Annotated in this window: 25 protein-coding genes and 1 tRNA gene; 11 read left to right on the top strand and 15 right to left on the bottom strand. The window is 66.7% G+C overall.

Annotated elements, in window-relative coordinates; all coding sequences use genetic code 11:
* Positions 1-3 precede the first annotated feature (3 nt).
* Entirely contained in the window at positions 4-198 is a 195-nt protein-coding gene (locus MUN73_RS00130) for a methytransferase partner Trm112 (RefSeq protein ID WP_250138423.1), read from the bottom strand.
* An 80-nt stretch (positions 199-278) separates the two neighbouring features.
* Positions 279-1,658 carry an adenylosuccinate synthase gene (locus MUN73_RS00125; RefSeq protein WP_250138422.1) on the bottom strand — a complete coding sequence of 460 codons (1,380 nt, stop codon included), beginning with the start codon at positions 1,656-1,658 and terminating at the stop codon, positions 279-281.
* Positions 1,659-1,905: 247 nt separating this feature from the next.
* Here MUN73_RS00125 and MUN73_RS00120 point away from each other — a divergent pair, with 247 nt between their 5' ends.
* The gene (locus MUN73_RS00120; RefSeq protein WP_250138421.1) at positions 1,906-2,211 is read left to right on the top strand and encodes a hypothetical protein; all 306 of its coding nucleotides are present in this window, start codon (positions 1,906-1,908) and stop codon (positions 2,209-2,211) included.
* A gap of 12 nt (positions 2,212-2,223) precedes the next feature.
* Here the strand turns inward: MUN73_RS00120 and MUN73_RS00115 are convergent, their stop codons facing one another.
* The 5 genes from MUN73_RS00115 to MUN73_RS00095 all read right to left on the bottom strand — a co-directional run bounded on the left by MUN73_RS00115 (position 2,224) and on the right by MUN73_RS00095 (position 7,783).
* The gene (locus MUN73_RS00115) at positions 2,224-4,866 is read right to left on the bottom strand and encodes a DUF7527 domain-containing protein (RefSeq protein ID WP_250138420.1); all 2,643 of its coding nucleotides are present in this window, start codon (positions 4,864-4,866) and stop codon (positions 2,224-2,226) included.
* A gap of 71 nt (positions 4,867-4,937) precedes the next feature.
* On the bottom strand, positions 4,938-5,216 hold the full coding sequence (locus MUN73_RS00110) for a UPF0058 family protein (RefSeq protein WP_250138419.1): 279 nt from the start codon (positions 5,214-5,216) through the stop codon (positions 4,938-4,940).
* 69 nt (positions 5,217-5,285) lie between these two features.
* Positions 5,286-5,933, bottom strand: a complete 648-nt coding sequence (locus tag MUN73_RS00105) for a DUF998 domain-containing protein (RefSeq protein ID WP_250138418.1) — start codon at positions 5,931-5,933, stop codon at positions 5,286-5,288.
* 102 nt (positions 5,934-6,035) lie between these two features.
* Positions 6,036-7,211 (bottom strand): ABC transporter ATP-binding protein, encoded by a 1,176-nt coding sequence (locus MUN73_RS00100; protein ID WP_250138417.1) that lies wholly within the window; start codon positions 7,209-7,211, stop codon positions 6,036-6,038.
* 101 nt (positions 7,212-7,312) lie between these two features.
* Complete coding sequence (locus MUN73_RS00095; protein ID WP_250138416.1) at positions 7,313-7,783, bottom strand: DUF5793 family protein; 471 nt, start codon at positions 7,781-7,783, stop codon at positions 7,313-7,315.
* A 182-nt stretch (positions 7,784-7,965) separates the two neighbouring features.
* Here MUN73_RS00095 and MUN73_RS00090 point away from each other — a divergent pair, with 182 nt between their 5' ends.
* The 4 genes from MUN73_RS00090 (at position 7,966) to MUN73_RS00075 (ending at position 12,908) form a co-directional block, all read left to right on the top strand.
* A complete protein-coding gene (locus MUN73_RS00090) occupies positions 7,966-9,834 on the top strand; it encodes a type II/IV secretion system ATPase subunit (protein ID WP_250138415.1) in 1,869 nt (622 codons plus the stop codon).
* 6 nt (positions 9,835-9,840) lie between these two features.
* Entirely contained in the window at positions 9,841-11,919 is a 2,079-nt protein-coding gene (locus MUN73_RS00085; RefSeq protein ID WP_250138414.1) for a type II secretion system F family protein, read from the top strand.
* Between the two features lie 131 nt (positions 11,920-12,050).
* On the top strand, positions 12,051-12,701 hold the full coding sequence (locus tag MUN73_RS00080; RefSeq protein WP_250138413.1) for a class I SAM-dependent methyltransferase: 651 nt from the start codon (positions 12,051-12,053) through the stop codon (positions 12,699-12,701).
* A 136-nt stretch (positions 12,702-12,837) separates the two neighbouring features.
* Positions 12,838-12,908, top strand: a tRNA-Gly gene (locus MUN73_RS00075).
* 196 nt (positions 12,909-13,104) lie between these two features.
* Here MUN73_RS00075 and MUN73_RS00070 read toward each other — a convergent pair.
* The 3 genes from MUN73_RS00070 to MUN73_RS00060 all read right to left on the bottom strand — a co-directional run bounded on the left by MUN73_RS00070 (position 13,105) and on the right by MUN73_RS00060 (position 14,487).
* Positions 13,105-13,251, bottom strand: coding sequence for a hypothetical protein (locus tag MUN73_RS00070; protein WP_250138412.1), 147 nt, complete (start codon positions 13,249-13,251; stop codon positions 13,105-13,107).
* 139 nt (positions 13,252-13,390) lie between these two features.
* Positions 13,391-14,104 (bottom strand): DICT sensory domain-containing protein, encoded by a 714-nt coding sequence (locus MUN73_RS00065; protein ID WP_250138411.1) that lies wholly within the window; start codon positions 14,102-14,104, stop codon positions 13,391-13,393.
* Positions 14,105-14,121: 17 nt separating this feature from the next.
* Complete coding sequence (locus MUN73_RS00060) at positions 14,122-14,487, bottom strand: DUF7344 domain-containing protein (protein WP_250138410.1); 366 nt, start codon at positions 14,485-14,487, stop codon at positions 14,122-14,124.
* Between the two features lie 201 nt (positions 14,488-14,688).
* Here MUN73_RS00060 and MUN73_RS00055 point away from each other — a divergent pair, with 201 nt between their 5' ends.
* Positions 14,689-15,237 carry a GNAT family N-acetyltransferase gene (locus tag MUN73_RS00055; protein ID WP_250139590.1) on the top strand — a complete coding sequence of 183 codons (549 nt, stop codon included), beginning with the start codon at positions 14,689-14,691 and terminating at the stop codon, positions 15,235-15,237.
* Positions 15,238-15,386: 149 nt separating this feature from the next.
* On the top strand, positions 15,387-15,962 hold the full coding sequence (locus tag MUN73_RS00050; RefSeq protein WP_265339083.1) for a carboxymuconolactone decarboxylase family protein: 576 nt from the start codon (positions 15,387-15,389) through the stop codon (positions 15,960-15,962).
* Between the two features lie 177 nt (positions 15,963-16,139).
* Here the strand turns inward: MUN73_RS00050 and MUN73_RS00045 are convergent, their stop codons facing one another.
* Positions 16,140-16,340, bottom strand: a complete 201-nt coding sequence (locus tag MUN73_RS00045; RefSeq protein WP_250138408.1) for a hypothetical protein — start codon at positions 16,338-16,340, stop codon at positions 16,140-16,142.
* A 169-nt stretch (positions 16,341-16,509) separates the two neighbouring features.
* On the opposite strand from MUN73_RS00045, the gene fen reads away from it, so the two are divergent.
* Positions 16,510-17,487 carry a flap endonuclease-1 gene (gene fen, locus MUN73_RS00040; protein WP_250138407.1) on the top strand — a complete coding sequence of 326 codons (978 nt, stop codon included), beginning with the start codon at positions 16,510-16,512 and terminating at the stop codon, positions 17,485-17,487.
* Between the two features lie 341 nt (positions 17,488-17,828).
* Here fen and MUN73_RS00035 read toward each other — a convergent pair whose 3' ends face one another.
* Positions 17,829-18,974, bottom strand: coding sequence for an NAD(P)/FAD-dependent oxidoreductase (locus tag MUN73_RS00035; RefSeq protein ID WP_250138406.1), 1,146 nt, complete (start codon positions 18,972-18,974; stop codon positions 17,829-17,831).
* A gap of 170 nt (positions 18,975-19,144) precedes the next feature.
* Between MUN73_RS00035 and MUN73_RS00030 the strand changes: the two genes are divergently transcribed.
* Positions 19,145-20,266, top strand: coding sequence for a M24 family metallopeptidase (locus tag MUN73_RS00030; RefSeq protein ID WP_250138405.1), 1,122 nt, complete (start codon positions 19,145-19,147; stop codon positions 20,264-20,266).
* A 353-nt stretch (positions 20,267-20,619) separates the two neighbouring features.
* Here the strand turns inward: MUN73_RS00030 and mvaD are convergent, their stop codons facing one another.
* The gene (gene mvaD, locus MUN73_RS00025) at positions 20,620-21,603 is read right to left on the bottom strand and encodes a phosphomevalonate decarboxylase MvaD (protein ID WP_250138404.1); all 984 of its coding nucleotides are present in this window, start codon (positions 21,601-21,603) and stop codon (positions 20,620-20,622) included.
* Positions 21,604-21,685: 82 nt separating this feature from the next.
* The gene (locus MUN73_RS00020) at positions 21,686-22,729 is read right to left on the bottom strand and encodes a coiled-coil domain-containing protein (protein ID WP_250138403.1); all 1,044 of its coding nucleotides are present in this window, start codon (positions 22,727-22,729) and stop codon (positions 21,686-21,688) included.
* A 360-nt stretch (positions 22,730-23,089) separates the two neighbouring features.
* Between MUN73_RS00020 and nth the strand changes: the two genes are divergently transcribed.
* Both nth and MUN73_RS00010 read left to right on the top strand, forming a co-directional pair.
* Positions 23,090-23,773: an endonuclease III gene (gene nth / locus MUN73_RS00015; RefSeq protein WP_250138402.1), complete on the top strand. Its 684-nt coding sequence runs from the start codon at positions 23,090-23,092 to the stop codon at positions 23,771-23,773.
* Positions 23,774-23,869: 96 nt separating this feature from the next.
* On the top strand, positions 23,870-24,124 hold the full coding sequence (locus MUN73_RS00010; protein ID WP_250138401.1) for a hypothetical protein: 255 nt from the start codon (positions 23,870-23,872) through the stop codon (positions 24,122-24,124).
* A gap of 26 nt (positions 24,125-24,150) precedes the next feature.
* Here MUN73_RS00010 and MUN73_RS00005 read toward each other — a convergent pair whose 3' ends face one another.
* Entirely contained in the window at positions 24,151-24,957 is an 807-nt protein-coding gene (locus MUN73_RS00005) for an NAD(+)/NADH kinase (RefSeq protein WP_250138400.1), read from the bottom strand.
* Positions 24,958-25,209: the final 252 nt, after the last annotated feature.

Raw genomic sequence — 25,209 nt, 5'->3', positions numbered from 1 at the left:
CGTTCAGGCCGGCGTTTCTTCGCGCATGTCCGGCGGCAGCAGGTTCGGGATACCGTCGTCGATCGGGTATCGCTCGCCGCACTCGGTGCAGACGAGGTCGCCCGCGACGACTTCGTCGTCGTCGTATTCGGCGTCTTCGAGTTCCAGGTCGTGTTTGTCCAGCGGACAGCAGAGGATCTCCAGCAACGACTCGTTCATGGTATACAGCATTTCCGCCGTCAGCAAAAGGTTTCGGGATCGTTCGAACCGATCGATCCGAGATAGGGCCCCTCGCGTCGCTACTCGTGGGGGTTCTCGACGACGACCGTCTCGTCGCGGCCGGGGCCGACGCCGACGGCGTAGATCGGCGTCTCGAGTTCGTCGGCGATGTACTCGAGGTAGGTCCGGGCGTTCTCGGGGATGGCCTCGTAGCCGTCCTCGGCGACCGCACCCCAGTCGACGTCGGGCCAGCCGTCGAACGTCCGGAACGTGGCCTCACAGCGGGCCCACCGTTCGGTGGTCGCCGGCATCGTCTCGATTTCCTCGCCGTCGACCTCGTAGCTGTGTCCGACCTTGACCTCGTCGAGTCCGGCCAGGACGTCGACGTGGTTGACCGCGAGGCCGGTGAAGCCGTTCACGCGGGCGGAGTGACGGAGCATCGGCATGTCGAGCCAGCCGACGCGGCGGGGCCGACCCGTGACGGTGCCGTACTCGCCGCCCTCTTCGCGAATGTACGTCGCGAGTTCCTCGTCGGGACCGTCCGTCTCCTCGTCGTACCCCGGCGTGTCACCGACGACGCCGCCGAGTTCGGTCGGGAGCGGCCCGCTCCCGACGCGTGTGAGGTAGGCCTTGACGATGCCGATGACCTCTCCCCGGCCGACGACGCCGGGGCTGAGGCCCGTCCCGGCCGCGGCACCGCCCGCGGTCGGGTTCGACGACGTGACGTAGGGGTAGTTGCCGTGGTCGATGTCGATGATGGTCCCCTGTGCGCCCTCCAGCATGACGGTCTTCCCGTCGGCCATCGCGTCGGTGAGGAACGCGCTGGCGTTGACGGTCATGTTCTCCGCTTCGAGCCGTCGGCCGAACTCGCTGAACTCCTCGAAGAGCGCGTCCACGTCGAACGCGTCGGGATCTTCGAGTTCGTCGACGTCGACGCCGTAGACGTCCTCGACGAGCGCTCGTTTCTGGGGGACGACGTACTCCAGTCGCTCGCGCAGGACGTCGGTGTCGAGCAGGTCGCCGACCCGGACGCCCCGGCGGCCGGCCTTATCCTCGTAGGTCGGGCCGATACCGCGTCCCGTCGTCCCGACCTCCTGGTCCGAATCGCTCTTGACGTCCTCCTCGATGCCGTCGAGAACGCGGTGGAACGGCAGGATGACGTGGGCACGCTCTGCGACCCGGACGTCCGGATCGAGCCCCTGCTCCTGGAGCGTGGTGATCTCGTCGAACAGCGTTCGTGGATTGACGACACAGCCGTTGCCGAGCACGCCGATCTTCCCCCGGACGGCTCCCGACGGAACGAGCGACAGTTCGTACTTCTCACCGTCGTGAACGACGGTATGGCCAGCGTTGTCGCCGCCCTGGTACCGGGCGACGACGTCGGCGGCGTCGCCGTAGAGGTCGACGACTCCGCCCTTGCCTTCGTCGCCGAGTTGCGACCCGACGATTGTGACGGTCATAACAGCGGCGGATTCTTGCCGGGTCGATAAACAGATTACGGTATTGCCGGGTGGCTCGATCTCGGATATACACGGACGTGTGGTACTCCGGCGCGCGCCGGGACCGCGTTCCGTCGATCGCCCCCGGAAATCGGTTACCGGGAACGGAAGCGTTAACTACTGACAGGAACGACCATCGAGTTGAGAGTGGTCCTTTCAGTTGTCGAGAGTAACTTTTAAAGGGTCCAAAGACAAGTTAACAAATGCCATGATAGACCGACTTGAGAAGGAAGTCGATATGTTGGAACGACATCTGCAGGTCCTGAAGATGGTCATCGAGAACGAGCCGATCGGGATCGTGAAGATGTCGAACGAGACGGGCTACCCGCACCACAAAGTTCGCTACTCCCTCCGCGTCCTCGAAGAGGAAAACCTCATCGAGCCCTCCAGCCAGGGTGCGATCAAGACCGAGCGCACCGCTGAGTTCGTCGACGAACTCGACGGCAAACTCGACGATATCGTCGACAAGCTCGAGGGCATGAAGATCGAAGACGTCGCAGAGATCGAAGGCTAACGGGTCGTTCCTCTACAGTTCCGGAACGTTCATGTGGAATCCCTCGGACCGGGACTCCACCAGACAGAGGTGATAGCCCGCTTTCCGTGAGAGGTTGACGTAGCTCAGTTTCGAGCCGCGAGTGAGGAATCCGCTACTCGTTGCCTGCTCCGTGACCTCGAGCGCCCCGGGTTCGAAGTAACTGGACGTGACCACGATCGCCGCCGCGAGATCAGGATAGTTCGCCTTCACCGCGGAGGCGGCCTCCTCCATCTCCGCGAGCATTCCCTCGGTCGCCGGACTCCGCGAATCGTTGAGGTTCGCGACCACCAGCGGGTTCCCCATCTTGTCGTAGGCGACGACGTCGAACGTCACCTGGTCGGGAACCTCCTCGGTGTCGTCGTCTTCGAGCGAGATCGACGCGTGGAGTTCGGCCCGATCGATCCGGGGGATGGCGTCGTACAGGTCACCCAGCCCGTCGGCGTGGCCGGTGTCCCTGATCTCGAAGAGCACCATCTCCGTGAGCCAGTCGACGAACCGGTACTCCATCGTCGAGGCGAGAAACTCTTCGTAGGGCTGTCCGGCGACGGCGACGTCGGCCGCGTCGAACCCGGTGTGGTGTTCGAGCCGCAGGTTCCCGGCTACCTCGTCGCGATTCGCCTCGCCGCCGTGGGCCCGCTCGAGCGTCGGCTGGCTCTTCGAGGCGTACCTGACGAAGAGGTTCGTCTCCGAGAGCGCTCGCTGGGGCTGCAGTTCGGTCCGGGCGTCGACGCCGGTCCCGGCCGTCTCGGCCGTCGCGGCCGCGTCCCGTGCCCGATCGAGTTCGGTCTCGAGTTCGTCGATCCGCGACTGCAGTCGCTCGACCGTCGAGACCAGTTCCTGGTTCTTCGACCGGAGCCGGTCGCGCTCGGTCTGGAGTTCCTCGGCTTTCGCCCGGAGCGCGTCGCGTTGCTCCTCGTACTGCTCGAGGCGCTCCGTCAACGCCGCGATCCGTTCCTGAGCCTCCGATCGGGTCCGATCGGCCTCCTGCGTGCGGCCCGTGGCGTCCCCGCCGGCCGACGGCTGCTCGGACCGACCCCGCGACTCGGCCGTCGCCGTCTGCTCGCTGCCGGCCCTTCGATCGGGACCGGATCCCCCGGCGCTGGCCTGCTGGGACCCGTCGGGACCGCCGGCCGATTGCGCTTCGGACCTCGGCGAGGCGGGCGTTTCGCTGTTGTCCGGATCGATCGACGGAATGCTCCGGGCCTCGCGCCACTGCTCTTCCTCCTGGAATCGCTCCTCGAGATCGGCCTCCTCGGTCGCCGGCTCCGACGTGGCGCCTGCCGCGTCGTCGTCGGCCGGCGACTCGTCGGACTCGTCTGCGACCCAGGAGATGTCGTTTCGATCGAGTTCCTCGGCGGCGGCCTCGACCTCGGCCAGATCGGGACTGGACGCCGAGTCGTCCGTCTCGGTCGAGGCCGACTCGATCCCCGCCGATGCGTCGGCTTCCGACCCTGTCGCGGTCGCCGACTCCGTCGTCTCCGCCTGCTCCGACTCGACCTCCGGGGCCGTCGACGTCGCGTTCTCGACGGCGTTCCGGTCCCGGACGTCCCCGTGGCGATCCCGTCCGTCGTCCGCGATCCCGGGTTCGGGGTCCGCGTCGTCGATATCGGCTTCGGCTTCGTCGATCGGCAACCCGGACGCCGTCTCGTCGGCTTCGTCGTCGGCCGCATCGTCGACGCCCGGGATGTCGACGGTCGAGTCGAGGCCGTGGTCGTCCGCGGTGTCGGGACCGGGAGCGGACGTCTGCGTCGACTCCGGATCGGCGTCGGTGATCCCCGTCGAGGTCGGTTCCGGTTCCGTCTCCTCAGTCGTGGTGATCCCGGTCGGATCCTCCGTCAGATCGATGTCCGACATCAGCGACGACGAATCCGTAGCGGCGTCGTCTTCGGGCGCGTCCGCCGTCGACCCGTCGAGCCCGCCGACGTCGATCGACTCGATCGTCGACGTCGCGTCGTCGATCGCGGACGAGTCGTCGGTCGCTCCGCCGGTGTCGGCGGTCCCGCCGGTCTCGGTTGCGGTGGTCGAGGTGGTTCCGCCGGCGTCGGTCGCGGCTCCATCGGCGTCCGTCGCAGCGTCGCTCGGGTCGGTGCCGCCGGTTCCCGGGACGTCGGTGACCTCGACGTCGACGGTGAGCACTTCGTAGATGCCGACCTCGTCGTCGGCCCGTTCGAAGGCCTCGTCCCCGGTGATCAGCCGTTCGGCGTTGCCGATGTAGGCGGCGGCCATCCGGCGACCGCCGTAGTAGACGGCGTAGTAGTCGCCGCTGAGCACGTTCTCGCTCAGTTCGACGTAGCCGGTGAACGACCCGTCCTGGAGGGTGCGATCGACCTCCTGGAGCGGCGTCTCGTTGGTGTAGTACTTCGCTCTCGTCTCGCCGCCGCGTTCCTCCATCGCACAGAGCAGGGGGAGTGACGGGTGCGGTGCATCGTAGCGGGTTCCCGACGCGCTCTCGAAGTCCTCGATGTCGCCGTCGACGACGCCGACGATTCGGCCGTTGAGCATGAACAGCCACGTGCCGGCCGCGGTCACGGCACCCGAGAAGTCCGCCGCAGCGAGATCAGAGAGACCGTCGTAACCGCCACTGAACGGACGAGAGTCCCATCGTTCGACGCGCTCTTGCGTGCGCGAGTCCATACGCCAACAAGCGGGAACCGCACCAAATACGTTTCGCCTAGATATCCCGTTTGCCTAACACTCCGGGACGCCTAGATTTTCGATTCGGCGTCCTCGGCGAGTTCTTTCATCCGCTTGCCGATCCGACCCGCGCTCGAGAACTCGTCCTCGCTCATCGCCTTCGCCAGCGCGTTGCCGAGCACGAAGACGGCGTGTTTGTGTTCACTCTTCGACTTGTGAACGTGCGAGGGATCGACGTCGAGCTCCCGGTAGGGGTCGAACAGCTCTTCGTCGACCTCCTCGCGCTCAGAGAAGTACTCCATGATCACGACGAGTTCTTCGTGGAGCTCGAGGAGTTCGTCTTTATGCATGGACGCGTATAGGGAGGGTTTCGGTTTAAGCGTTGTGTGCCGATCGATCGCAAAGCCGGCGTCACGTGCTCAACGGGACGGTATCGGGCCGCCCGGGACCGCCGACGGCCGATCGACCGCGACCACGAGGATCCAGCCGCCGAACGCGAGCGCGGCGACGAACTCGGGGACGGCGAACCACGCCCACGGATCGGCCGAACCGGCGCGATAGAGTAACCACCCGAGCCACGCGATCGGGTGGGCGATCCCGAGCCAGATCGAGACGAGCCCGCCCCGCCGATCGTCCGCGAGGACCTGCCCCGTCCCGTAGACCCACTGGGCGATCGGGGCCACGCCGAAGAACGTCAGCGCCGCCAGGAAGTGGCGTTCGGTCTCGAGGTAGACCGCCGTGTGATCGAGAAAGAAGACGCCGACGCCGATCAGTCCGGCGACCGCGACGACGAGCAGGGCGACGCCGACGCGCTCGACGACGCCGCGGCTGGTCTGCCAGAGGCGCCACGCGAACGGCAGGCCGAGCAGTCCGCCGACGATCAACCCGCCGTTGAACAGCGCGAACGTCTCCGCACCGTACCGGCCCATGTCCGAGAGCGCCCGGCCGCGCCACGTGAACGTCTCCGGCGAGGCAACGATCGTCGCGAGGACGACCGCCCCGAGGGCGACGATCGGTGCCGCGATCCCGCACCGCGTCGCGATCCGGTTCCAGTCCCTGTCGCTCATGGGACGAAATCGTCGGGGAAAAACAAGTATCTGATCGTTCAGGAACGACAACCGGTCGGGGACTCGATACTGCCGGTACAGAACTGCCGAACGAATCCGCGTTCAGTCCGCCGCGACCGAGGGGGCCCTGTTGCGCTGGCCAGCGGGGAACCACGCGAGTTCGTGATCCGCGGTGACGCGAACGCGGACCCGCTCGTCGAGGTCGATCCGATCGGAGTGGTTGTGCATGCACTCGATCGTCTCGCCGGTGTCGAGTTCGACCCGGTAGAGGACGGTCGGACCCAGGTATCGGCGGTAGACGACGGTTCCGTCCGCCTCCTCGCCCGTCTCGTCGGCGGGGAAGGCCGTCACGTCGTCCGGCCGAACCAGGAGATCGATGTCGGTGCCGTCGTACTCCTGGGCGAGGCCGTTGACGTTGTCGCGGAGGACCCGCCCGAGCGCGGTGTCGACGTGGTCGCCCTGGACCGCGCCGGAGAGGAAACTCGCGTGGCCGAGAAAGCCCGCGACGAACCGCGACTCCGGCTGCTGGAACACCTGTTCCGGCGTGTCGACCTGTTCGATCCGCCCCTCGTTCATTACGGCGACCCGATCGGAGATCGACAGCGCCTCCTCCTGGTCGTGCGTGACGGAGATGGCGGTGACGCCCGCCTCCTTGATGATCCGGCGGACTTCCTCGCGCATCTCGACGCGCAGGTCGACGTCTAAGTTCGAGAACGGTTCGTCGAGCAGGAGCATCTCCGGTTCCGGCGCGAGCGATCGGGCGAGGGCGATCCGCTGTTGCTGGCCGCCGGAGAGTTCGTCGGGGTAGTTCTCGCCGTGGTCCGCGAGGCCGACGAGGTCGAGGAGGTCGTCGACCCGGGCGTCGCGGGCGGACTCGTCCCAGTCCTGAAGGCCGAACGCGACGTTCTCGCGGGCGGTGAGGTGAGGGAAGAGCGCGAACTCCTGAAAGACGACGCCGACACCGCGGTCCTCGGGCGGGACGAACCGCCCGTTCCCCGCGACGGAATCGTTCTGGAGTCGAATTCGGCCGGCGTTAGGTTCCTCGAGGCCGGCGATGAGTCGGAGCGTCGTGGTCTTGCCGCACCCGGAGGGACCGAGCAGCGTGAGAATCTCGCCGTCCCGGACGGTCAGCGAGAGGTCCGAGATGACGGCTTCGCTCCCGTACTGTTTGGCGACGTCGTCCAGTTCGAGAACTACGTCGTCCGCCGTGGACGCCGCTTTCGTGGGTTCTGGAGACGTTTCGTCGGTCGCCGTCGTGAGCAGTTGTCCGTTTGCCATTCTCGACTCCCCGGCGTCAGCCGGCGCACATTCGATTTAGGCGGCCCTAAAACACTTATAATTGCCGGTTGGTTCCAGCGGGTCGGGAGCTGATGGTGCGGCTACAGTTCGACGCCGCCAGGGATGAGACTGTGCTGGCGCAGGAGATTGCCGTCGTCGTCGTAGACGAGAAACATCTTCTTGTCGAAGGTGACGAACGGTTCGCCGTCCAGCGTGATCTCGACCTCGTACCGTCCCTCCTCGTCCGTCGCCTCTTCGCCGTAGCCGCGGGCCGCACGGATGAACCGGAGCACGTCTTCCGCCTCCTCGTTCAGTTCGAGGACGTACTCGCCGGTGATCCGGTTGGTCACGCTCACTACTCCCGCAGTGTCGTTCCCGAGCGGTTCCTGCAGGCGAAGGGCCGCATCGGTTTCGGCAGCGTCGAGAACGTCTCCGTCGGGACCAGTAAGGCGCTCGCGAAGTTCCGTCGCTGGGCCGGTGAAATCGATCGATACCGCGGGCTTTTTCGGTTGGCCGTCGGTTTCGACCCAGTCGACATTGCTGACGTCTAACGTGAAGTGCTCGCGCCTCATTCCGTATCAGTTGGTTCGCACTCCCGCCGTATGAACGTAACGCACGACGAACCGGAGCCGATCGGAACGGATCCGATCGCTGACGGGGTAGCGGTGCCCGCCAATCGGCCATCTGATTTATTGGGGTGGGGTCGCGAGGTAGCACGAGAACGGTCGGGTTCGGCGCACCGACGGAGACCCAGATGGTAGACCCACACCCGTCAGACGCGAGCGACCCCGCTCGATCGGCCGACGATCCCGACGCGGACGGTTCCTCGTCCACCGGGACCGCGAGGGGCGACAGCGGAGGACGGTTCTCGTCGACGATCGAGCGGGGTCGCCGGACGATCCGACGCGTCGTCGAGGTCCTCCAGGGGTCGACCATCGAGGTCACGAGTTACGATCCGGCCACCCACGGCCCCCTGCTCGAGTTCGACGGCCCCTCGGAGTTCGACGAGATCGATCGCTACTGGGTCGACGCGCCGTTTTCGTTCGTCTCGATCCGGGACGATCCCGAGACGAACCAGTACCGGTACTACACCGTCGAACCGACGTTGCGCGAGGACGAGGGGGCCCTGCTCGAGACCCTGCTGGACGACGTCCGGGACCCCCTGCTGTACCGCGAGGACGGGACCGACGACGTCGAGACGCTGTTGCTGGAGACGATCCACGAGTACCTCGAGCGGTACGGTGCGGAGATCGATATGTCGACGTTCTACCGGCTGTTCTACTACGTGCATCGGGACTTCCGGGGGTACGGTCGACTCGAGCCGATCATGCACGATCCCCACGTCGAGGACGTCTCCTGTGACGGCTACGACCTCCCGATCTTCGTCTACCACGACGAGTACACCGACGTCGAGACGAACGTCTCCTTCGCGAAGGAGGACCTCGATCGGTTCGTCGTCCGGCTTGCCCAGCACTCGGGGCGGCACATCTCGATCGGCGATCCCATGGTCGAGACGACCCTGCCCGACGGCTCCCGTGCCGAACTCGCGCTCGGGGAGGAGGTGACCCCGCGGGGATCGGCCTTTACGGTCCGCAAGTACGCGGACGAGCCGTTCACGCCCGTCGATCTGCTGGAGTACGGCACCTTCAGCGTCGAACAGATGGCCTACCTCTGGCTCGCGATCGAACACAACAAGAGCCTCATCTTCGCCGGCGGCACGGCGTCGGGCAAGACCACGAGCATGAACGCCATTTCCATGTTCATCCCGCCCCGATCGAAGGTGCTGACGATCGAGGACACTCGCGAACTCGAACTCTACCACGACAACTGGCTCTCCTCGGTCACCCGGGAGCGCATCCACGAGGGAAAAGACGTCACGATGTACGACCTGCTCCGATCCGCGCTCAGGCACCGCCCCGAGTACATCGTCGTCGGCGAGGTCCGCGGCGAGGAGGCGATGACCCTCTTCCAGGCGATGAACACCGGCCACACGACCTACTCGACGATGCACGCCGACTCGGTCCAGACGGTCATCAATCGGCTGGAGAACGAGCCGATAAACGTCCCCCGATCGATGGTCCAGAGCCTCGACATCCTCTCCGTCCAGACGCTCACCCGGCTCGAGGACGGTCGCGTCCGTCGGAACAAGGTACTGGCCGAAATCGAAGGGATCGACCAGCGGACCGGCGAACTCGACTACTCCACCGCGTACACGTGGGACGGCGAGACCGACAGCTTCCGGGGCAGCGGCAGTCACGTCCTCGAAGCGATCCGCGACGAACGCGGCTGGTCCCAGCGGGAGTTGCTCACCGAACTCGAGCACCGAGAGCGGTTCCTCGAGTACCTCCGGGAGAACGACATCGCCGACTACCGACGGTTCACCGCGCTCGTCAACGAGTACTACACCGACAGGGACAGCGTGCTGGAGGCGATCGACGCGGACGAGTCGGACGACCGGGACGGCGACCGTCGCGTCGCGAGCGGTCGGCGCGCTCGAACCGACGATGCGCCGTCGAACCGGAACGCGGGGCATATCCGGGACGGCGACGGCGCGGCGACCGAAAGGAGCAGCGACGGCGCGGCGACCGGCGGGAACGGCGACGGCACGCTCGAGACGGGGTGACCACCGGTGGCGCTCTCGAACTTCGTCCCGCTGGTGATCGCACTTCTGTGCTGTTCCCCGCTCGTCGTCGCGAGGGTCAGCGACCGGGTCGATCGCGTCCTCACGCGGGCGGCAGTGCAGGTGTTCGGGGGCTACGTCGACGAGTTCCGGAGCGAACACCCCCACCGCCAGTCCGCCCTCCGGGCTGCCCACTTCCCGACGACCTACCGGGAGTACGGCGCCCGGACGTTGCTGTACGCCGGGCTACTCGGCGTCGCCGGCGCGATCTTCGGCATCTACGTCATCTGGGCCGGCCTGCTCGTGCTCGCGATCGATCCCGAGACCATGCGCGAAGCGCTGCCGAGCGCGCTCTCCGTCCTCGCGAACCTCGGGGGCGTGCCGGCGCTGTCGCTCGCCGAACTGTTCGTCCTGTTGCTTGGGTCCTGTCTCACGCTCGGCGCGATCGCCGGCGGCGGCACGTACTGGCTCCGGTGGTGGTACCCGACCTACGCCGCCGACGCCCGTGCCAGACGGATCGAATCGGGACTCCCGTCGACGGTCGCGTTCATCTACGCCCTCTCGCGAAGCGGGATGGAGTTCCCGAAGGTGATCCGGATCGTCGCCGCACAGCGTGGCACCTACGGGGCGACGGCCGCGGAGTTCGAGGTCGCGGTCCGGAACATGGACACCTTCGGCATGGACGTCATCTCCGCCGTCCAGGAGATGGGGCGGCGCAGTCCGAGCCCCCAGTTTCGCGAGTTCTCCGAGAACCTCGTCAGCGTCCTCCAGAGCGGTCACAGCCTCTCTGACTTTCTCGAGCGCCAGTACCACGACTACCAGGAGGAGTCCGAGTCCCAGCAAGAGCAGATGCTCGAGTTGCTCGCCACGCTCGCCGAGGCCTACGTGACGGTACTCGTCGCGGGTCCGCTCTTCCTGATCACCATCCTGGTGATCATCGGAATCGCGGTCGGTGACACGCTCGATCCGCTCCAGGTCCTGATCTACCTGATCCTCCCCTTCGGGAACCTCGCGTTCGTAATCTACCTGAGTATGATCACCGACTCGATCGATCCGGGGCAGGCGACCGACGACGAGTCGACCCCTCAGACCCCGACGAGCGCCGTCCCGACGGCGGCCGCGACCGACGGCGGCGTCTCACACGCCCGCCAGCGAGAGAACGTCGATCGCCTCCGCTACTACCGGTTGCTCGACGGGGTTCGCGATCGGATCGGGGACCCGCTCCGAACGTTTCTCGATCGACCCGGCCTGACGCTCGTCGTCACCGTGCCGATCGCGCTCGCGGCGGTTCTCTCCCGGCTTCCCGCCGCGGTCGCCGGGGCCGGGTTCGACGTGACGGCCATCGACGACGTCGTCGCGCTCTGCCTCCTGTTCGTCCTCGCGGTGTTCGCCGGCTTCTACGAACGCCACCGTCGTCGGATCGACGCCATCGAAGCCGCGATTCCCGACCTGCTCGATCGACTCGCCAGCGTCAACGAGGCCGGGATGCCGATGATCTCGGCGGTCGACCACATCCGGGACTCCGACCTGGGGCCGCTCGGGCGCGAACTCGATCGGGTCTGGGCCGACGTCCAGTGGGGTGCCGACATCCAGACGGCGCTCCGCCGCTTCGGACGACGCGTCCGCACGCGCTCGACGTCCCGCGTTGTCACGCTGCTCACCGAGGCGATGAACGCGAGCGGGAACCTCGCGACGGTGCTCCGGATCGCGGCCCGCCAGGCGGCGGCCGATCGGCGACTCAAACGCGAGCGCCGGCAGGCGATGGTCGAGTACACGATCGTCGTCTACGTCTCGTTTCTGGTCTTCCTGTTTATCATCACCGTACTGGGCGCCTATCTCCTGCCGAACCTTCCGGCGGAAACGGTCGAGACGGCGAGCGGTGCCGGCGGCGATATTGATGGACTGGGCGGCCTCTCCGAGGGCGAAACCGCCGCCTACAGCACGCTGTTCTACCACGCCACGCTCATTCAGGGGCTGCTCTCCGGGCTGATCGCCGGCCAGTTGAGTACCGGCGACGTCCGGGCCGGCGCGAAACACGCGGTCGTGCTCGTCGGCCTCTCGGTCCTCCTGTTCGCCGTCGTCGTGTGATGCGGACTTGCTGTGCGTCAGCCCGGCCCAATCACGACTCGGTTGCGGTTGCGCCGGGACATCAGTACAGCAATCCGTCTGCGCGATCGATCGCGAACGCTTTTTGCACCCGCCACCCGGAGTGCGAACCGATGGAACGTCGGGCGGCCGTCCGCGACACGTACGATCGGATCGCGAGCCACTTCGCCTCGACGCGAGAGTACGCCTGGCCCGAGGTCGAGACCTTCGTGGGAGAGTCGGTCGACGAGAGCGACGGCGTCGGACTCGATCTCGGCTGCGGAAACTGCCGGCACGCGGAGTTGCTCGCCGGGGCCGGCCTCGAGCCCGTCGTCGGCCTCGACGTCAGCCGCGGCCTGCTGGAGACGGGCCGCGAGCGGGCCGCCGATCGCGAGTTCGACGTCGCACTCTGCCAGGGCGACGCCGCGACGCTCCCGATCGCCGACGGCTGCGTCGACGTAGCCGTCTACGTCGCGACGCTTCACCACCTGCCGACGGCCGACGCGCGCCGGGCGAGCCTCGACGAACTCGCCCGCGTGCTCGCTCCGGAGGGGCGCGCTCTCGTCAGCGCGTGGTCGACCGCCCACGATCGGTTCGACGAGACCGAGGGGTTCGACACCACGATCGAGTGGACCCTCCCCGGCGGCGAGACGGTCGATCGGTTCTACCACATCTACGCCCCCGACGAGTTCGAGCGCGATCTCGCGGCGAGCGACCTCGACGTGCTCGAGTGGGAGCTTTCGAGCGGGAACTGCTACGCCGAAGTCACTCCCGCCGAGCGCTAATCCGGACCACCCGTCACGATCGGGTTTCGAGCGGCCGTTCGTTTCGGTTTCGAGCGATCGCGATCGACGTAATCGCCCGCCGGAACTCGATCCGAAAAGCAAGAGCCTTAATGGTAGAGCGAAAAGCGGGAGATGCGCGCGGATGGTCTAGTGGTAGGACCTGAGCCTTCCAAGCTCATGGCCCGGGTTCAAATCCCGGTCCGCGCACTTTTCGACGAACGGACGTGAGGAGAAAATGCGCGATAGAGGGATTTGAATTAGAGAAGTCGCAGCGCGTGAGCGAAGCGAACGCGACCGTCTTCGCGTGGTTCAAATCCCGGTCCGCACATTTCTGCGGCGAACAACTCCGTGAGCCGCAGCAACCGGAACGTGGGTGCCGATTCTGCGTTCGAGGAGCAGGACGTTAGTCGTCCGATTCGTCGGCGTCTTCGCCCGGTTCGCGTTCGACCTCGAGTTCGAACTCGAGGGTTTCGTCTGGCCGATCGATCGTGACCGAGTTGTCGTCGCCCGCGACGGTGAAGTCGCCGGTTCCGGTCGAGGTCGTCGGCAAAGGCCCGAAGCCAGTCCGCGACCTCGGCCAGCGTCTGTTCCCGTTCGATCTCGAGGAGTTCGTCGTCGGTCATTGATCGGGGCTACCACCGGGCCGAAAAAAAGCTCCCCGCGGTCGTCACCGTTCGAACCGGCGGACGTCAGTCGGCGGTCTCGCGAGCCCGGGTTGCGATCTCGTCGACGAGATCGGCGTCGTAGGTCCAGAACCCGGCGAACGAACCGGAATCGCGCTCCTCGGCGAGCAACCCGCAGGCCTGCCGATCGTCCGGACCGCCGTCGAACGCGAGGAACCAGAACTGCGCGAGTTCGTCGCTCGGGTCGGTGTGGATCGTCACGCCGGGCAGTGTCGGCGGGTTCCAGTCGTCGCTGCCGTAGACGTGGATCCCGAGCGCCGTTTCGTCGGCCATCCGTGCGTACACCGGAAGCTGTGCCCGCATCGCGGAGAGGCGCTGGAACCCGACCCGCAAGGTCCCGCGGCCGACTCGCCACGCCCGGTCCTCGATTTCCCGGGTCGTCGCCAGCAGCTGTCGGCGATCGAGCGAGTGCCACAGCGTCGCGTCGAGGACCTCGAGTAGCGTCCGGTACTGGGCGTCGACGAACGCCTCGTCCCAGGGCCGGTAGACTGGGGGTTCGAGGAAGTCGCGGGCTTCCTCGAGGCCGATCGCACCGGCGAACCCGTCCGCGTCCCTGATAACGAGAAATCCCTGGGTCGTCTCCTCGGGGAGCGAGCAGTGGCGGACCGTGACCCCTCTCGGTTCGAACTGTGCCGTGACGTCCGGTTGCGGCGTGCTCGCGTACACGGTGATCGTCCGGCGAGGGTGTTCCAGTCGGTCGAACACGTCGGAGAGAGTCATTATAGGGCTCGTGACGATTACGCTCCGGTTTCGGCGAGACAGGCCAGGTGAACGAACTCGCGGATCGCGTCAGGGCAGGGCGTCATCGAGACTGTCTTCGTTCCGCCGTCGTAGTCGACGATTCCGAACTCGACCAGGACCGGTACGTGCTGGTGGACCAGCGTCCGGTACGCCCGATCGCGCTCCCGGCGCGTCGCCATGCCGTTGGTCGACGCCCCCATCCAGCCGACGACGACGTCGGCGAGTTCCGCGACCGAGGCGGTCTCCTGTTCCAGCAGGAAGTAGAGCGCGTACCGCCGCTCCTGGTTCCGGAGGGCGACGAACCCGTGGTCGATCGTCGCCCGGTCGGGGTCCGCCTCCCCGGCCCCATCTTTGCCACTCATTGGCACGATTTACGCGACTGGGATGGATCACTACTGTCCCTGCATTCGCCATCGAAAGCGCGAGAGCGGCGTCTCGAACGCTCGATCGGGGGTCGCGACTGCGAGGGCCCGCCGAACGCGGATCGGAGCGTGGCGGTAGTTCCGGAACCCGACAGGACGCTCGGCAGGAGAATTGTAGTGGCTGGGGCTCGAACGCCGACCGTGGAGTACGAGCTACTGGGGTGGCCGCCGGACGGGCCGAAACTGCGACTCGATCACGAGCGGTTCAGCTACGCCGGCAAGTTCGTGATGACGAACACGGGGAAGGCCGTCGCGCGGGACGACGACCAGGCCGACGAGCCGGTCGTCGCCGCCGTCGCGTTCAACGAGGACCGTACCGACCCCGACACCCTGTGGCTCCGATACGTCACGGTCGCGCACGATCGCCGAGGCGAGGGAATCGGGCCAGAGCTACTCGGCAGGGTTCGCGATCGGGCCCTCGAGCGGGGCTACGATCGGCTCCGGATCGCCGTCAACAACCCGTTCGCCTACGAGGCCCTGTATCGAACGGGATTCGAGTACACCGGGGAGCAGACGGGGATCGCCGAACTCGTTCTCGCGTACGAACCGGGCCAGGGACCGCCGAGCCGCGGGCGCTACCAGGCCGGCCTCGACGAGTTCCGCGATCGGGATCTCTCCGCCGAGGAGGAGACGTTTCTCGACTCGCGACGTCACAGTGAGCCACCGGCGATCGAGTCACACGACGGATGACTCGGGCGCTTACCTACCGACCAGAATTGCCCACAAAGAGCAAGATAAGGAACTGGGAACGAGCCGGCTGGCGTCCAGGAAGGAACGTGGCCAGCCAGAGCAGGGGATCGAAATCGACTTACTGGGTGTCCCGAAAAGCCGATATCTAGATGAGCGCTACAGGGAGATCTCCAGGCGACTTCCAGAAGAAAACCTTCACGATCCGATCGTTGGCCACCGGTATTGTTCGATTCGTGCATAACGTCCCACGACTCGTGCGGGCAAAGCGTGCCGACAGAGTCAGCGATCAGTTCGCGGAGAAGATCATGCTCGCGGTCACGGCGGTCAACGACTGCCAGTACTGTACCCGGTATCACACCGATCTCGCACGGGAGACCGGCGTCGACGGGGAGACGATCGCCCGGATCCTTGAGAACGACGTCGACGCGGCCGTCGACGACACCGAACTGCCCGCGCTCCTGTTCGCACAGCAGTACGCGGAAACGGACGAGAAGCCGGGCCGGGAGGCAGTGATGGCGTTGCGAGACGCCTACGGCCGCGAGACGGCGGCCGACGTCCTCGCGTTCGTCCGCGCGATCTACTTCGGAAACCTGCTCGGCAACACCTACGACGGGGTCCGGTTCGCGCTCGCCCGGCGCGCGAAAGCGGGACGGCGGGGTCTGCAGGACGCGGCGTCGCGCATCGGCCGTGCCGTCGAACGACTCCGCGAGCGGTGTCCGGTCTGACGTCGTCCGGACCCGGCGACCCAAGTGTCGGTTGCGTCCGTCGGATCCACTCTCAGGGGCTCACACCCCGACAGTGGCGAGGAGAGACGACTGCGATCGCTCCTGGAAGGGTGCTTCGGGTCGCCTGATCGAGTGGCGTGCGTGTCTCGCAGGAACGGAGACAGTACCACGCGAGGTTCAGTTGGCGGCCGCCTCGGGGGGAAGCCCGATCCCCGCCAGTAGCAGTCCGGCGACGACGAGCAGTCCGAGCCCCAGCGCGGTGACGATGTCGCCGAGTCTGAACATCCAGACGGCCGTGGCGACGCTCGCGAGGACCATCGTAACGCCGGTCACGAACAGGGAACTGGCAAACGGCTTGCGGTCGTGTCGCTGCGTCATTGGCTGACTCACAGTTGGAGAAACGTCCCAGACGGGCTAAAGCGGTGAGCTACTGGACAGTATTATCCGAATCAGCCGGCGGCTCACGAGTTGCGGTAATAATTTCGAAGACGACGGGTCAACGGTGGAAGCCAACGTTTCAAATCCCAGCCCCGACAATTCCCCGGTAATGGGCAACGCTGCACTCCGGGACATCGCGGTCATCGAGGAGATCCCGTTCGACGAAATCGAGGGCGTCGTGGCCGTCGACGCGCACAACTGGCTCTACCGGTACCTGACGACGACGGTCAAGTGGACGAACGGCGACGTGTACACGACCGCCGACGGAACCGAGGTGGCGAACCTCGTAGGGATCGTCCAGGGGCTCCCCAAGTTCTTCGAGAACGACGTCGTCCCGGTGATGGTCTTCGACGGCGGCCCCTCCGAACTCAAGGACGACGAGATCGAGTCCCGGCGCGAACAGCGACGGAGCTACGAGGCGCAACTAGAGACTGCCCGCGAGGAGGGCGACGAGGTCGCCATCGCGCAACTGGAATCGCGCACCCAGCGCCTGACGTCGACGATCCAGGAGACCAGCCGGGAACTCTTCGACCTGCTCGACGTCCCGATCGTCGAGGCGCCGGCCGAGGGCGAGGCCCAGGCCGCGCACATGGCCCGGCGGGGCGACGCCGACTACGTCGGGTCGGAGGACTACGACGCCCTGCTGTTCGGCGCGCCTCGGACGCTCCGCCAGCTGACGAGCAAGGGCGATCCCGAACTGATGGACCTCCAGGCGACGCTCGATCGCCACGACCTCACCCTCGAACAGTTGATCGACGCGGCGATCCTGATCGGGACGGACTTCAACGAGGGGGTCAGGGGGATCGGCCCGAAGACGGCGATCGCGGAGATCACCGACCACGGCGACCTCTGGAGCGTTCTCGAGGCCCGCGGCGAGAGCATCGAGTACGGCGATCGGGTCCGCCAGCTGTTCCGGGACCCGAACGTGACCGACGACTACGAGTTCGACACGACGCTCGACCCCGACCTCGCGGCGGCGCGGGAGTACGTCACCGACGAGTGGGAGGTCCACGCCGACGAGGTCGAACGCGGATTCGAGCGGATCGAGGAGAGCGTCACCCAGACGGGGCTCGACCGCTGGACCTGACGGCGTCCGCAGTCGACGATCCCATCGGCACGTTCGAACGCCTTCTCTCCGGTCGCAGTATCGCGACTGCGGTACGTCGGCTAACGGTCTGGTCCGGGCCGATCGACGCGGCGCGACTGCATCCTGTCCCGATTGAGTCCCCGTTTCGATCGGTCCCGCTCTCGATCGGCGGGAACGAACTGGCCGTCACAGGAACCAGAGACCGATGACGACGGCCAGTACTGCCGCGCCGACGAGCAGTCCGAGGAGAATCTCCACCGTCTCGCTCACAATCATTGCTCGACCGTCTCATCCCTAATTTATTGTGTCTCGTCCTCACCCGGACCGTCGATCGGGACGAATCAGTCGGACGACTCCGACGAGAACTCCCGGGAGACGAGGTCGACCGCGTTGCGGGCGGCGCCGATCGACGACAGGTAGCCGACGCCGACGCTCGTCTTCAGCGTCTTCGCCGGACGGCCGGTGAAGACGGCCGGGCCGACCTGTGCGACCGCGTCGTCGCCGACGCTGACCAGCCAGCCCGGCGAGTCGAACGAAAACGTCTCGAGGTGCGGGTCGAGCGGGGCGCTCTCGGACGATCTGGCGTCGACGAGACGAGCGATGTTCTCGGCCGCGGTCCGGGCCTCGCGGACGGCCGACTGTGCGCTCGCCGGCACGGCGTCGCCGTCCGCATCGACGACCCGTGCGGCGTCGCCGAGCGCGAACATGTGCTCGTCGAGGCGCAGGTCGCCGTCCACGGTCGGTCGATCGCCCGCGAGCGCGTCGGGTCCGCGGATCCCGCCGGTCCAGACGAACTGGTCGTAGGGGACGGCGTCGTCCGATTCGAGAGTCACTCGCTCCGCGTCGGCTTCGATGACGGTCGCGTCTGTTCGAACCTCGACGCCACAGTCCTCGAGCGCCCGCCGCACCGCTCGCCCGAAGTTCGCCGGAAACCCCGGCGCGACCCGATCGAGTTGTTCGAGGACCGTCACCGACGCCGTACTGCCCTCCTCGCGTGCGAGGGCCGCGAGTTCGCCAGCGACCTGTACCCCGGACAGGCCAGCCCCGCCGACGACGATCCGGGCGTCGTCGCGCCGGCACACCGCGAGCGCGCGCCGGCGAATCCGGGACGCGTGTGACAGTCGCTTGAGCGGCGTCCCGTACTCGGGGACGCCCTCGAGCCCGTAGAACGCGGTCTGCGCGCCGAGACAGATCGCCGCCAGGTCGTACGAGAGATCGCCGTCCGACAGCGAAATCACGCGCGCGTCCCGATCGATCGCCTCGACGCGCGCGACGCGAACGGTCGCCCGATCGAGCGCCGCGGGCAGCGACACCGTAATCTCGGCGGCCAGTTCCGGGCGGCGGATCACGCGGTGGAGTTCGTGCTGGACGAGGTGGTCGGGAGACTCGTCGACGATCGTGATGTCGACGTCCGAAGGGAGGTCTCGCTCGAGCAGGCGCGTCAGCGTCAGGCCGGCGTAGCCCGCGCCGAGCACGACGACGTGCATAGGTTCACAGAGTGGCTCGAGTTACATATACTGGGCGGCGACGGCGATCCAGCGACGCCGACTCTCCCAGCGCTCGACGCGGGTCGGAGAGCGACGGTACCTCGAAACTATAGTCAGGGAGAAATGTAGGGTATACACGCACTAGTCGGAGTGATAGAAACAAACGGCACATGATCGAGAACACCGCCATCGAAACCCGACTCGAGCGAGTCCGCGAGGCGCTGATCGACGCGGGAGCCGACGCCGTCGTCTGCTTCCCGAGTTCGAACATGTACTACCTCTCGGGGTTCGACGACGAGCCGATGGAACGCCACCTGTTCCTGTTCGTCACGCCCGAGACGGAGTTGTTCGTCGCGCCCGAGATGTACGACGCGCAGATCAGAGACGGGTCTCCGATTACGGACGTCCGCACGTGGGGCGACGACGAGGATCCGACGGAGTCCCTCGAGACGATCGGCGACGAACTCGGGCTCGAGGGCGGCCGCCTGCTGGTCGACGATCGCATGTGGGCCCTGTTCACCCAGGACCTCAGGGCGACGTTCCCCGAGGCCACGTTCGGCCTCGCGAGCGAGGTTCTCGAGGACCTCCGGGTCCGGAAAGACGAGGCCGAACTCGACCGGCTCCGCGAGGCGGCACGAATATCGGACGGGGTCAGCGAAGCGATTCGCGCGCTCGGCGCGGACGCGATCGGAATGACCGAACGGGAGCTCGCGGCCGAAATCGAGGATCGACTCGCCGCGGCCGGCGGTGATGGCGTCTCCTTCGAGACCGTCGTCGGCTCCGGCCCGAACGGGGCCCGGCCCCACCACCGTCACGGAGAGCGCACGATCGAGTCGGGCGACCCCGTCGTCCTCGACTTCGGCACCTGCGTCGAGGGCTACCCCGGCGACCAGACCCGCACCGTCGTCTTCGACGGAGAGCCGTCCGACGAGTTCCGCGACGTCCACGAGGCCGTCCTCGAGGCCCACAACGCCGGCGTCGAAGCCGTCGAACCGGGCGTGGAGGCCCGCGAGGTCGACCGCGCCGCCCGCGAGGTCCTCGAAAATCGGGGCTACGGCGACGCGTTCGTCCACCGGACGGGCCACGGGGTCGGACTCGACGTCCACGAGCCGCCGTACGTCACGAGCGAGAACGACCGCGAACTCGAGCCGGGAATGGTCTGTAGCGTCGAGCCGGGCGTCTATCTCGAGGGCGAGTTCGGCGTCCGCATCGAGGATCTGGTGGTCGTCACCGAGGACGGCTGCGAGCGACTGAACGACTCGCCGCGGACGTGGCGACCGCTGGAGAAGTAGGTCGGAGTCAACGGACTCGAGGAGCCGACCGATCGGCCGCGGTTTCTCGGTCGGTCGAGACAGTGCGTTCGAGCGCTCGGATCGCTCGAGGAGTACGAACTCGAACCCGACGGCCGAGAGTCTCGATCAGCCACGGCCCGTGGCTGATCGTGCGATCCGGGGGAGGGCAGGCCGGCCACATCGATGCCGACCGCGAGCGACCGACGGGAGCGCGGGCCGACGACCGATGGGAGCGCGGGCCGACGACCGATGCAACGGGCCGTGAAGCGGCCCGGAATAGAGGGAAGAGGCTTTTCACCGACGTTTTGCCGAGTACGGTCGCGAAGCGACCGCACGCAGAGCAAAAGGTCGGCTCAGAAAAGGTGCTTCTCCTCGTCCAACAGCTTCGCGGGGCCGCCGACGTCCCAGACGGTGGTGGAGACGCCGCAGTCCGCGATTTCCTCCTCGACGCGATCGACGTGTTCCTCGGTCGTATTGACGTAGACGCTGGCGCCGGTGTCGGTCGAGAAGTAAACCGGGATGTCATCCTCCTCGCGGAGTTCGCGGACGCGGTTGAAAATGGCGAGCGTCGCGGGTTGCCAGTAGACCCAGCCCGAGGGTCCGGTCATCGTGGTCGCGGCGAGCGAGAGCGAGTCGTGTTCGGCGAGTTCGAACGCCCGATCGAAGTCGTCGTTGCGGAGGGCGTCGCGCATCTCGGCGATCTGGCCGTGAATGTGGGCGTTGCGCGCCTGGAACATGTGGCTGTCGGCCGCCTCGTCGTGGGCGTCCTCGGTCTCTTTGTGGTAGGGGACGAGCCCGACGACGATCTTCAGGTCCTCGTGGAGGTTCGAGGGGATCCGACGGGAGCGACAGTCCTCGTCGTTGAGCCCGGTGTGAAGCTGAGAGAACGCGCCGGTGACGGCGCGGGCCGCCGACGCGGAGCCGACGCGCGCGATCGTCGAAATCTCCTGCTTCGAGGCGTCGAGTTCGGCCGCCTCTGCGAGTGCCATCGCGGCGGCGGCGAACCCGGAGGAAGAAGAGCCGAGCCCGACGTTCGATGGGAAACTGTTCTCGCTCTCCAGCCGGACGGGGTAGACGGTGTGTGCCGCGTCCGACATGTTCCGGGCCTTCTCGACGACGGCCTCGACGCGTTCGTACGCGCGCCCGTCGAGTTCCTCGCCGTCGACGACGAACGTGTCCTCGTCGTGGTCCATCGAGAACTCGACGGTCGTTCGCGTGTGGCTCGGGGCCGTACAGACGCTGATACTGTCGTGATATGGGAGCCGTTCGATGTCGTCGCGCATCCCGTGATACTTGACCAGCCCCTGGATCGGGTGGGCCATGGCCGTTGCTTTCATACCCGCATACGCGCAAGACGGCCGCTTAAAGGTCACGGCATGCCGCGCTGGCGCGGCGATCGCCCGTCATCACGGCGACCCGCTACTTGAGCGCCGTCTCGAGCGACTCCCGCCACGTCTCGACGTCGTCGAGGTCGGCCGCGAGCGACTCGAGGTCCGACTCGAGGTCGTCGAACTCGCCCTCGAGATCCGCGACCGACGCGTCGATCGTCTCCGCCAGGGTTTCGAGGTCCTCGTCCACGTCGGTTTTGAACTCCCCGAGCCGATCGTCGAGGCGGGTTTCGATGCGGCCCAGTTCCGATCGCAACTCGTCGTCGGTGTCGGCCAGGTCCGCCTCGAGGTTCCGAACGTCGCCCTCGAGGGCCGTCCTGAGTTCGGTGAGCCGATCGTCGAGCGTCGATTCGAGGTCCACGATCGCCGACTCGAGCGTCCCCGTTCGGGACTCGATGGTCGACTCGGCGTCGTCGACGCGATCCTCGAGCGACGCGATCCGGTCCTCGAGCGCGTCGGTGCGGGCCGCCATCTCGTCGGCGACCGTCTCGATGGTCGACTCGAGGTCGTCGATCGAGTCGTGGGTTTCGGCCACGTCCGCCTGGAGTTCCTCGGTGGCAGTCTCGAGAGCTGCGGTTCGATCGTCGAGGCGATCGACGGCGTCGTCGACGCGTTCGACCTCGGTTTCGAGCGTGTCGATGCGGTCCGTCCGCTCGGTGCCGGCGTCGTCGAGACGGTCGAGGTCCGCGTGTAGCGTGTCGATCTCGTCGTGAGCCCGATCGAGTCCCTCCTGAACCTCCGCGAGGACGGTCTCGGCGGTCCCGTTCTCGTCGAGGAACGCCTCCAGCGCGTCGGTGTAGGCGGCGAGCGATTCGACGGTCGATTGCAGTCGTTCGATGCGGACCGCGTCGCTCGTGCTGGTCGGGGCCGCGGCCGTCGTCGGGTCGTGCGGTGTCCCCGCCGTCTCGGCGTCGCCGTCGACGCCGGCATCGATTTCGAGCGCGCGCTTGAGCGCCGCGCGCCTGATTCCCCCCTGGTCGTCTTTCAGTTCGGTCAGCAGTGCGTCGACGACGCTGTCGCGGTGGTATGCTGGCGATTCGGTGTCGAGCGTGAGTGTGTCGTCCTGTACCGTCATGGTTCTCCCCCCACCGTCGATCCCTTCGGTCCCCACCGTGTGATCGACGCGCGACTCGTACGGTCTGTTGTAATTCGTCACCGGAGATCGCCCGACTGAGGCGGCGATCACCGGTAAACCGTTACAACGATCCGTATCCCTCCGTGAGTCGTTTCGATACGTACGACAGTCATCGTAATAATAGTGTCCCACGAAGTGACATGGGAGAGACAGGCACGCCCGCCCCGCGACGGCCGATCTTCGAGGCCGGAGTGACGGCCGCTCCCCGGTGACGCGACGGCGGTTCACCGACCCGGAGCGGATCGGCCCCACGCCGACGAATCCAACAGATAGTTAGTACGGACAGTCCATCGGTCGCGCATGGGAACCCCACTGGCGACGCGGAGCGAGCAGGCGGCGGAGATCGTCGATCGACTCGAGGAGGCCTACCCCGACTCGACGATCTCGCTCCGGTACTCGAACCGGCTGGAGCTCCTGATCGCCGTGATCCTCTCGGCCCAGTGTACGGACGAGCGGGTCAACCAGGAGACCGAGGCACTCTTCGAGAAGTACGACGGCCCGGAAGACTACGCGAACGCGCCCCAGGAGGAACTCGCGGCGGACCTGAACTCGATCACCTACTACAACAACAAGGCCGAGTACATCCGCAGCGCCTGCCAGGCGATCGTCGAGGACCACGACGGCGAGGTCCCGGACACGATGGACGAACTGACCGACCTCTCGGGGGTCGGCCGGAAGACCGCGAACGTCGTCCTCCAGCACGGCCACGACGTCGTCGAGGGGATCGTCGTCGACACGCACGTCCAGCGGCTTTCCCGCCGACTCGGTCTCACCGAGGAGGAGCGTCCCGAGGCGATCGAGCAGGAGCTGATGGAGATCGTCCCCGAGGGCTACTGGCAGCAGTTCACCCACCTCTGTATCGACCACGGGCGGGCGGTCTGTACGGCCCGCAACCCGGACTGTAGCGACTGCGTACTCGCGGACGTCTGCCCCTCGGAGAAGGGCGACAGCGAGATCGATCTCGCGTCCGGCGAGCCCTGGTAGTCGAGACGACGGCGATCGCATCGGCCGTCCGCTTTGCCGACCGTCGCAAGCCCAATGCCTTTTCGGAGACCGACGGTAGCCCCGATCGGGATCACTATGTCCAACGACAGTGACGACCGCGACGAGACCGGCAAGGACGAGCACGGACGGGACGTCGAACTCGCACACGAGGACGCCGACGCCGAGGACGAGAAAGAGGAACTCACCGAGGAGGAAAAAGAGGCACGCGAACGGCACGACGAGGAGCAGCGCCGACAGGACATCGAACACAAGTCCGACGATCGAGAGGACGACGCGCTCGAGAACGTGAACCCGGACAACCACCGGGACGAGGAGCCGTACAACAGCTAGAACGGCGCCAACGCGGACGCTGTCGGTTACAGACTCGATTCGGGAACGACGAGCGTCGCGAGCGTCCCGTCGACGCCGACGGTGACGCGTTCGCCGGGCGAGATCGTCTCGACGATCCGATCGTCGGCGAGCAAGGAGACGTCGCCCTCGTCGCGTTCGACGGCGAGCGCGAGGTCGTCCGCGGGGAGCACCCATCGGCGCGTCGCGGTGACGAAGGGTGCGATCGGTGCGACGCCGACGGCGTCGACGGCCGCGGAGAGACGCGGCACGTCGACCGCGCTGGCGTAGCCGTAACTCCCGGCCGGCGTCGCGACGACGACCCCATCGGCGCGAAACTGCGCGATCGATTCGCCGCGGCTCCGGACGCTGTACTCCGAGATGCGGGCCGGTTCTTCCGTGACCAGCGTCACGTCGAACAGCGCGCGCTTGCGGTCGCTCCCGCTCGTCGTCGATCCCGGTTCGCGTTCGACGCCGAGCAGGGGCCGATCCCGTTCGACTGCGTCGCCGTCGAGAACCGCCCCGAGGCCGGCCTCGATCGCGTCGACGGGGACCGTCTCGACTCCTGGAACGGGGCCGATCGGGAGGACGGGGGCGTCGGGTTCCGCTCGGGCGACGGCCGTCAGTCCGGCCTCTCGGATCGCGACCAGCATCGACGGCGCTGCGGCGAGCACTTCCTCGACTGTCCCCGTCGCGATCGAGGCGTCTCGATCGACGAGCGCCGCGTCGATCGCTGTGACCGCGTCTCGGTCGGCTTCGGGGTCGATCGCGTCCGGATCGGGATCGACGACGCCGACGATCGGGTCGTCGTCCGCGAGCCACGCCGCGGAATCCATGTCTGTCAGTTCACAGGGACCGCCCAAAAGCGTGCGGTTGTCGTCCCGACCCGACGGCGGAGTTCACCGGCGTCGAACGGGACCGATCGGGTTATGGGATGAACAGGCGCAAAACCTCGCCGTTTACAGTCGTTGCCGAACCAAGATGTAGAACAAGCTGAAACAGATTGCTTCGTCACCGAAAGTGACGGAGTAATTGATCCAGTGAGTGGAGGTGCAGTTGAGAGAGCGAAGGAGCGCCGCTCATCGGCG

This window comes from Halosolutus amylolyticus (assembly GCF_023566055.1).
Taxonomy (GTDB): Archaea; Halobacteriota; Halobacteria; order Halobacteriales; family Natrialbaceae; genus Halosolutus; species Halosolutus amylolyticus.
This window is presented reverse-complemented; position numbering and strand designations above follow the sequence as displayed.

What these genes read in the sequence shown, in the direction of transcription:
- MUN73_RS00100 (WP_250138417.1), bottom strand. Translation starts at nt 7,211, where the DNA reads ATGGCAAACGGACAACTGCTCACGACGGCGACCGACGAAACGTCTCCA.
- mvaD (WP_250138404.1), bottom strand. Translation starts at nt 21,603, where the DNA reads ATGAAAGCAACGGCCATGGCCCACCCGATCCAGGGGCTGGTCAAGTAT.
- MUN73_RS00095 (WP_250138416.1), bottom strand. Translation starts at nt 7,783, where the DNA reads ATGAGGCGCGAGCACTTCACGTTAGACGTCAGCAATGTCGACTGGGTC.
- nth (WP_250138402.1), top strand. Translation starts at nt 23,090, where the DNA reads ATGGGAACCCCACTGGCGACGCGGAGCGAGCAGGCGGCGGAGATCGTC.
- MUN73_RS00110 (WP_250138419.1), bottom strand. Translation starts at nt 5,216, where the DNA reads ATGCATAAAGACGAACTCCTCGAGCTCCACGAAGAACTCGTCGTGATC.
- MUN73_RS00030 (WP_250138405.1), top strand. Translation starts at nt 19,145, where the DNA reads ATGATCGAGAACACCGCCATCGAAACCCGACTCGAGCGAGTCCGCGAG.
- fen (WP_250138407.1), top strand. Translation starts at nt 16,510, where the DNA reads ATGGGCAACGCTGCACTCCGGGACATCGCGGTCATCGAGGAGATCCCG.
- MUN73_RS00065 (WP_250138411.1), bottom strand. Translation starts at nt 14,104, where the DNA reads ATGACTCTCTCCGACGTGTTCGACCGACTGGAACACCCTCGCCGGACG.
- MUN73_RS00080 (WP_250138413.1), top strand. Translation starts at nt 12,051, where the DNA reads ATGGAACGTCGGGCGGCCGTCCGCGACACGTACGATCGGATCGCGAGC.
- MUN73_RS00035 (WP_250138406.1), bottom strand. Translation starts at nt 18,974, where the DNA reads ATGCACGTCGTCGTGCTCGGCGCGGGCTACGCCGGCCTGACGCTGACG.
- MUN73_RS00125 (WP_250138422.1), bottom strand. Translation starts at nt 1,658, where the DNA reads ATGACCGTCACAATCGTCGGGTCGCAACTCGGCGACGAAGGCAAGGGC.
- MUN73_RS00105 (WP_250138418.1), bottom strand. Translation starts at nt 5,933, where the DNA reads ATGAGCGACAGGGACTGGAACCGGATCGCGACGCGGTGCGGGATCGCG.
- MUN73_RS00005 (WP_250138400.1), bottom strand. Translation starts at nt 24,957, where the DNA reads ATGGATTCCGCGGCGTGGCTCGCGGACGACGACCCGATCGTCGGCGTC.
- MUN73_RS00020 (WP_250138403.1), bottom strand. Translation starts at nt 22,729, where the DNA reads ATGACGGTACAGGACGACACACTCACGCTCGACACCGAATCGCCAGCA.
- MUN73_RS00130 (WP_250138423.1), bottom strand. Translation starts at nt 198, where the DNA reads ATGAACGAGTCGTTGCTGGAGATCCTCTGCTGTCCGCTGGACAAACAC.
- MUN73_RS00050 (WP_265339083.1), top strand. Translation starts at nt 15,387, where the DNA reads ATGAGCGCTACAGGGAGATCTCCAGGCGACTTCCAGAAGAAAACCTTC.
- MUN73_RS00115 (WP_250138420.1), bottom strand. Translation starts at nt 4,866, where the DNA reads ATGGACTCGCGCACGCAAGAGCGCGTCGAACGATGGGACTCTCGTCCG.
- MUN73_RS00045 (WP_250138408.1), bottom strand. Translation starts at nt 16,340, where the DNA reads ATGACGCAGCGACACGACCGCAAGCCGTTTGCCAGTTCCCTGTTCGTG.
- MUN73_RS00060 (WP_250138410.1), bottom strand. Translation starts at nt 14,487, where the DNA reads ATGAGTGGCAAAGATGGGGCCGGGGAGGCGGACCCCGACCGGGCGACG.
- MUN73_RS00120 (WP_250138421.1), top strand. Translation starts at nt 1,906, where the DNA reads ATGATAGACCGACTTGAGAAGGAAGTCGATATGTTGGAACGACATCTG.
- MUN73_RS00010 (WP_250138401.1), top strand. Translation starts at nt 23,870, where the DNA reads ATGTCCAACGACAGTGACGACCGCGACGAGACCGGCAAGGACGAGCAC.
- MUN73_RS00090 (WP_250138415.1), top strand. Translation starts at nt 7,966, where the DNA reads ATGGTAGACCCACACCCGTCAGACGCGAGCGACCCCGCTCGATCGGCC.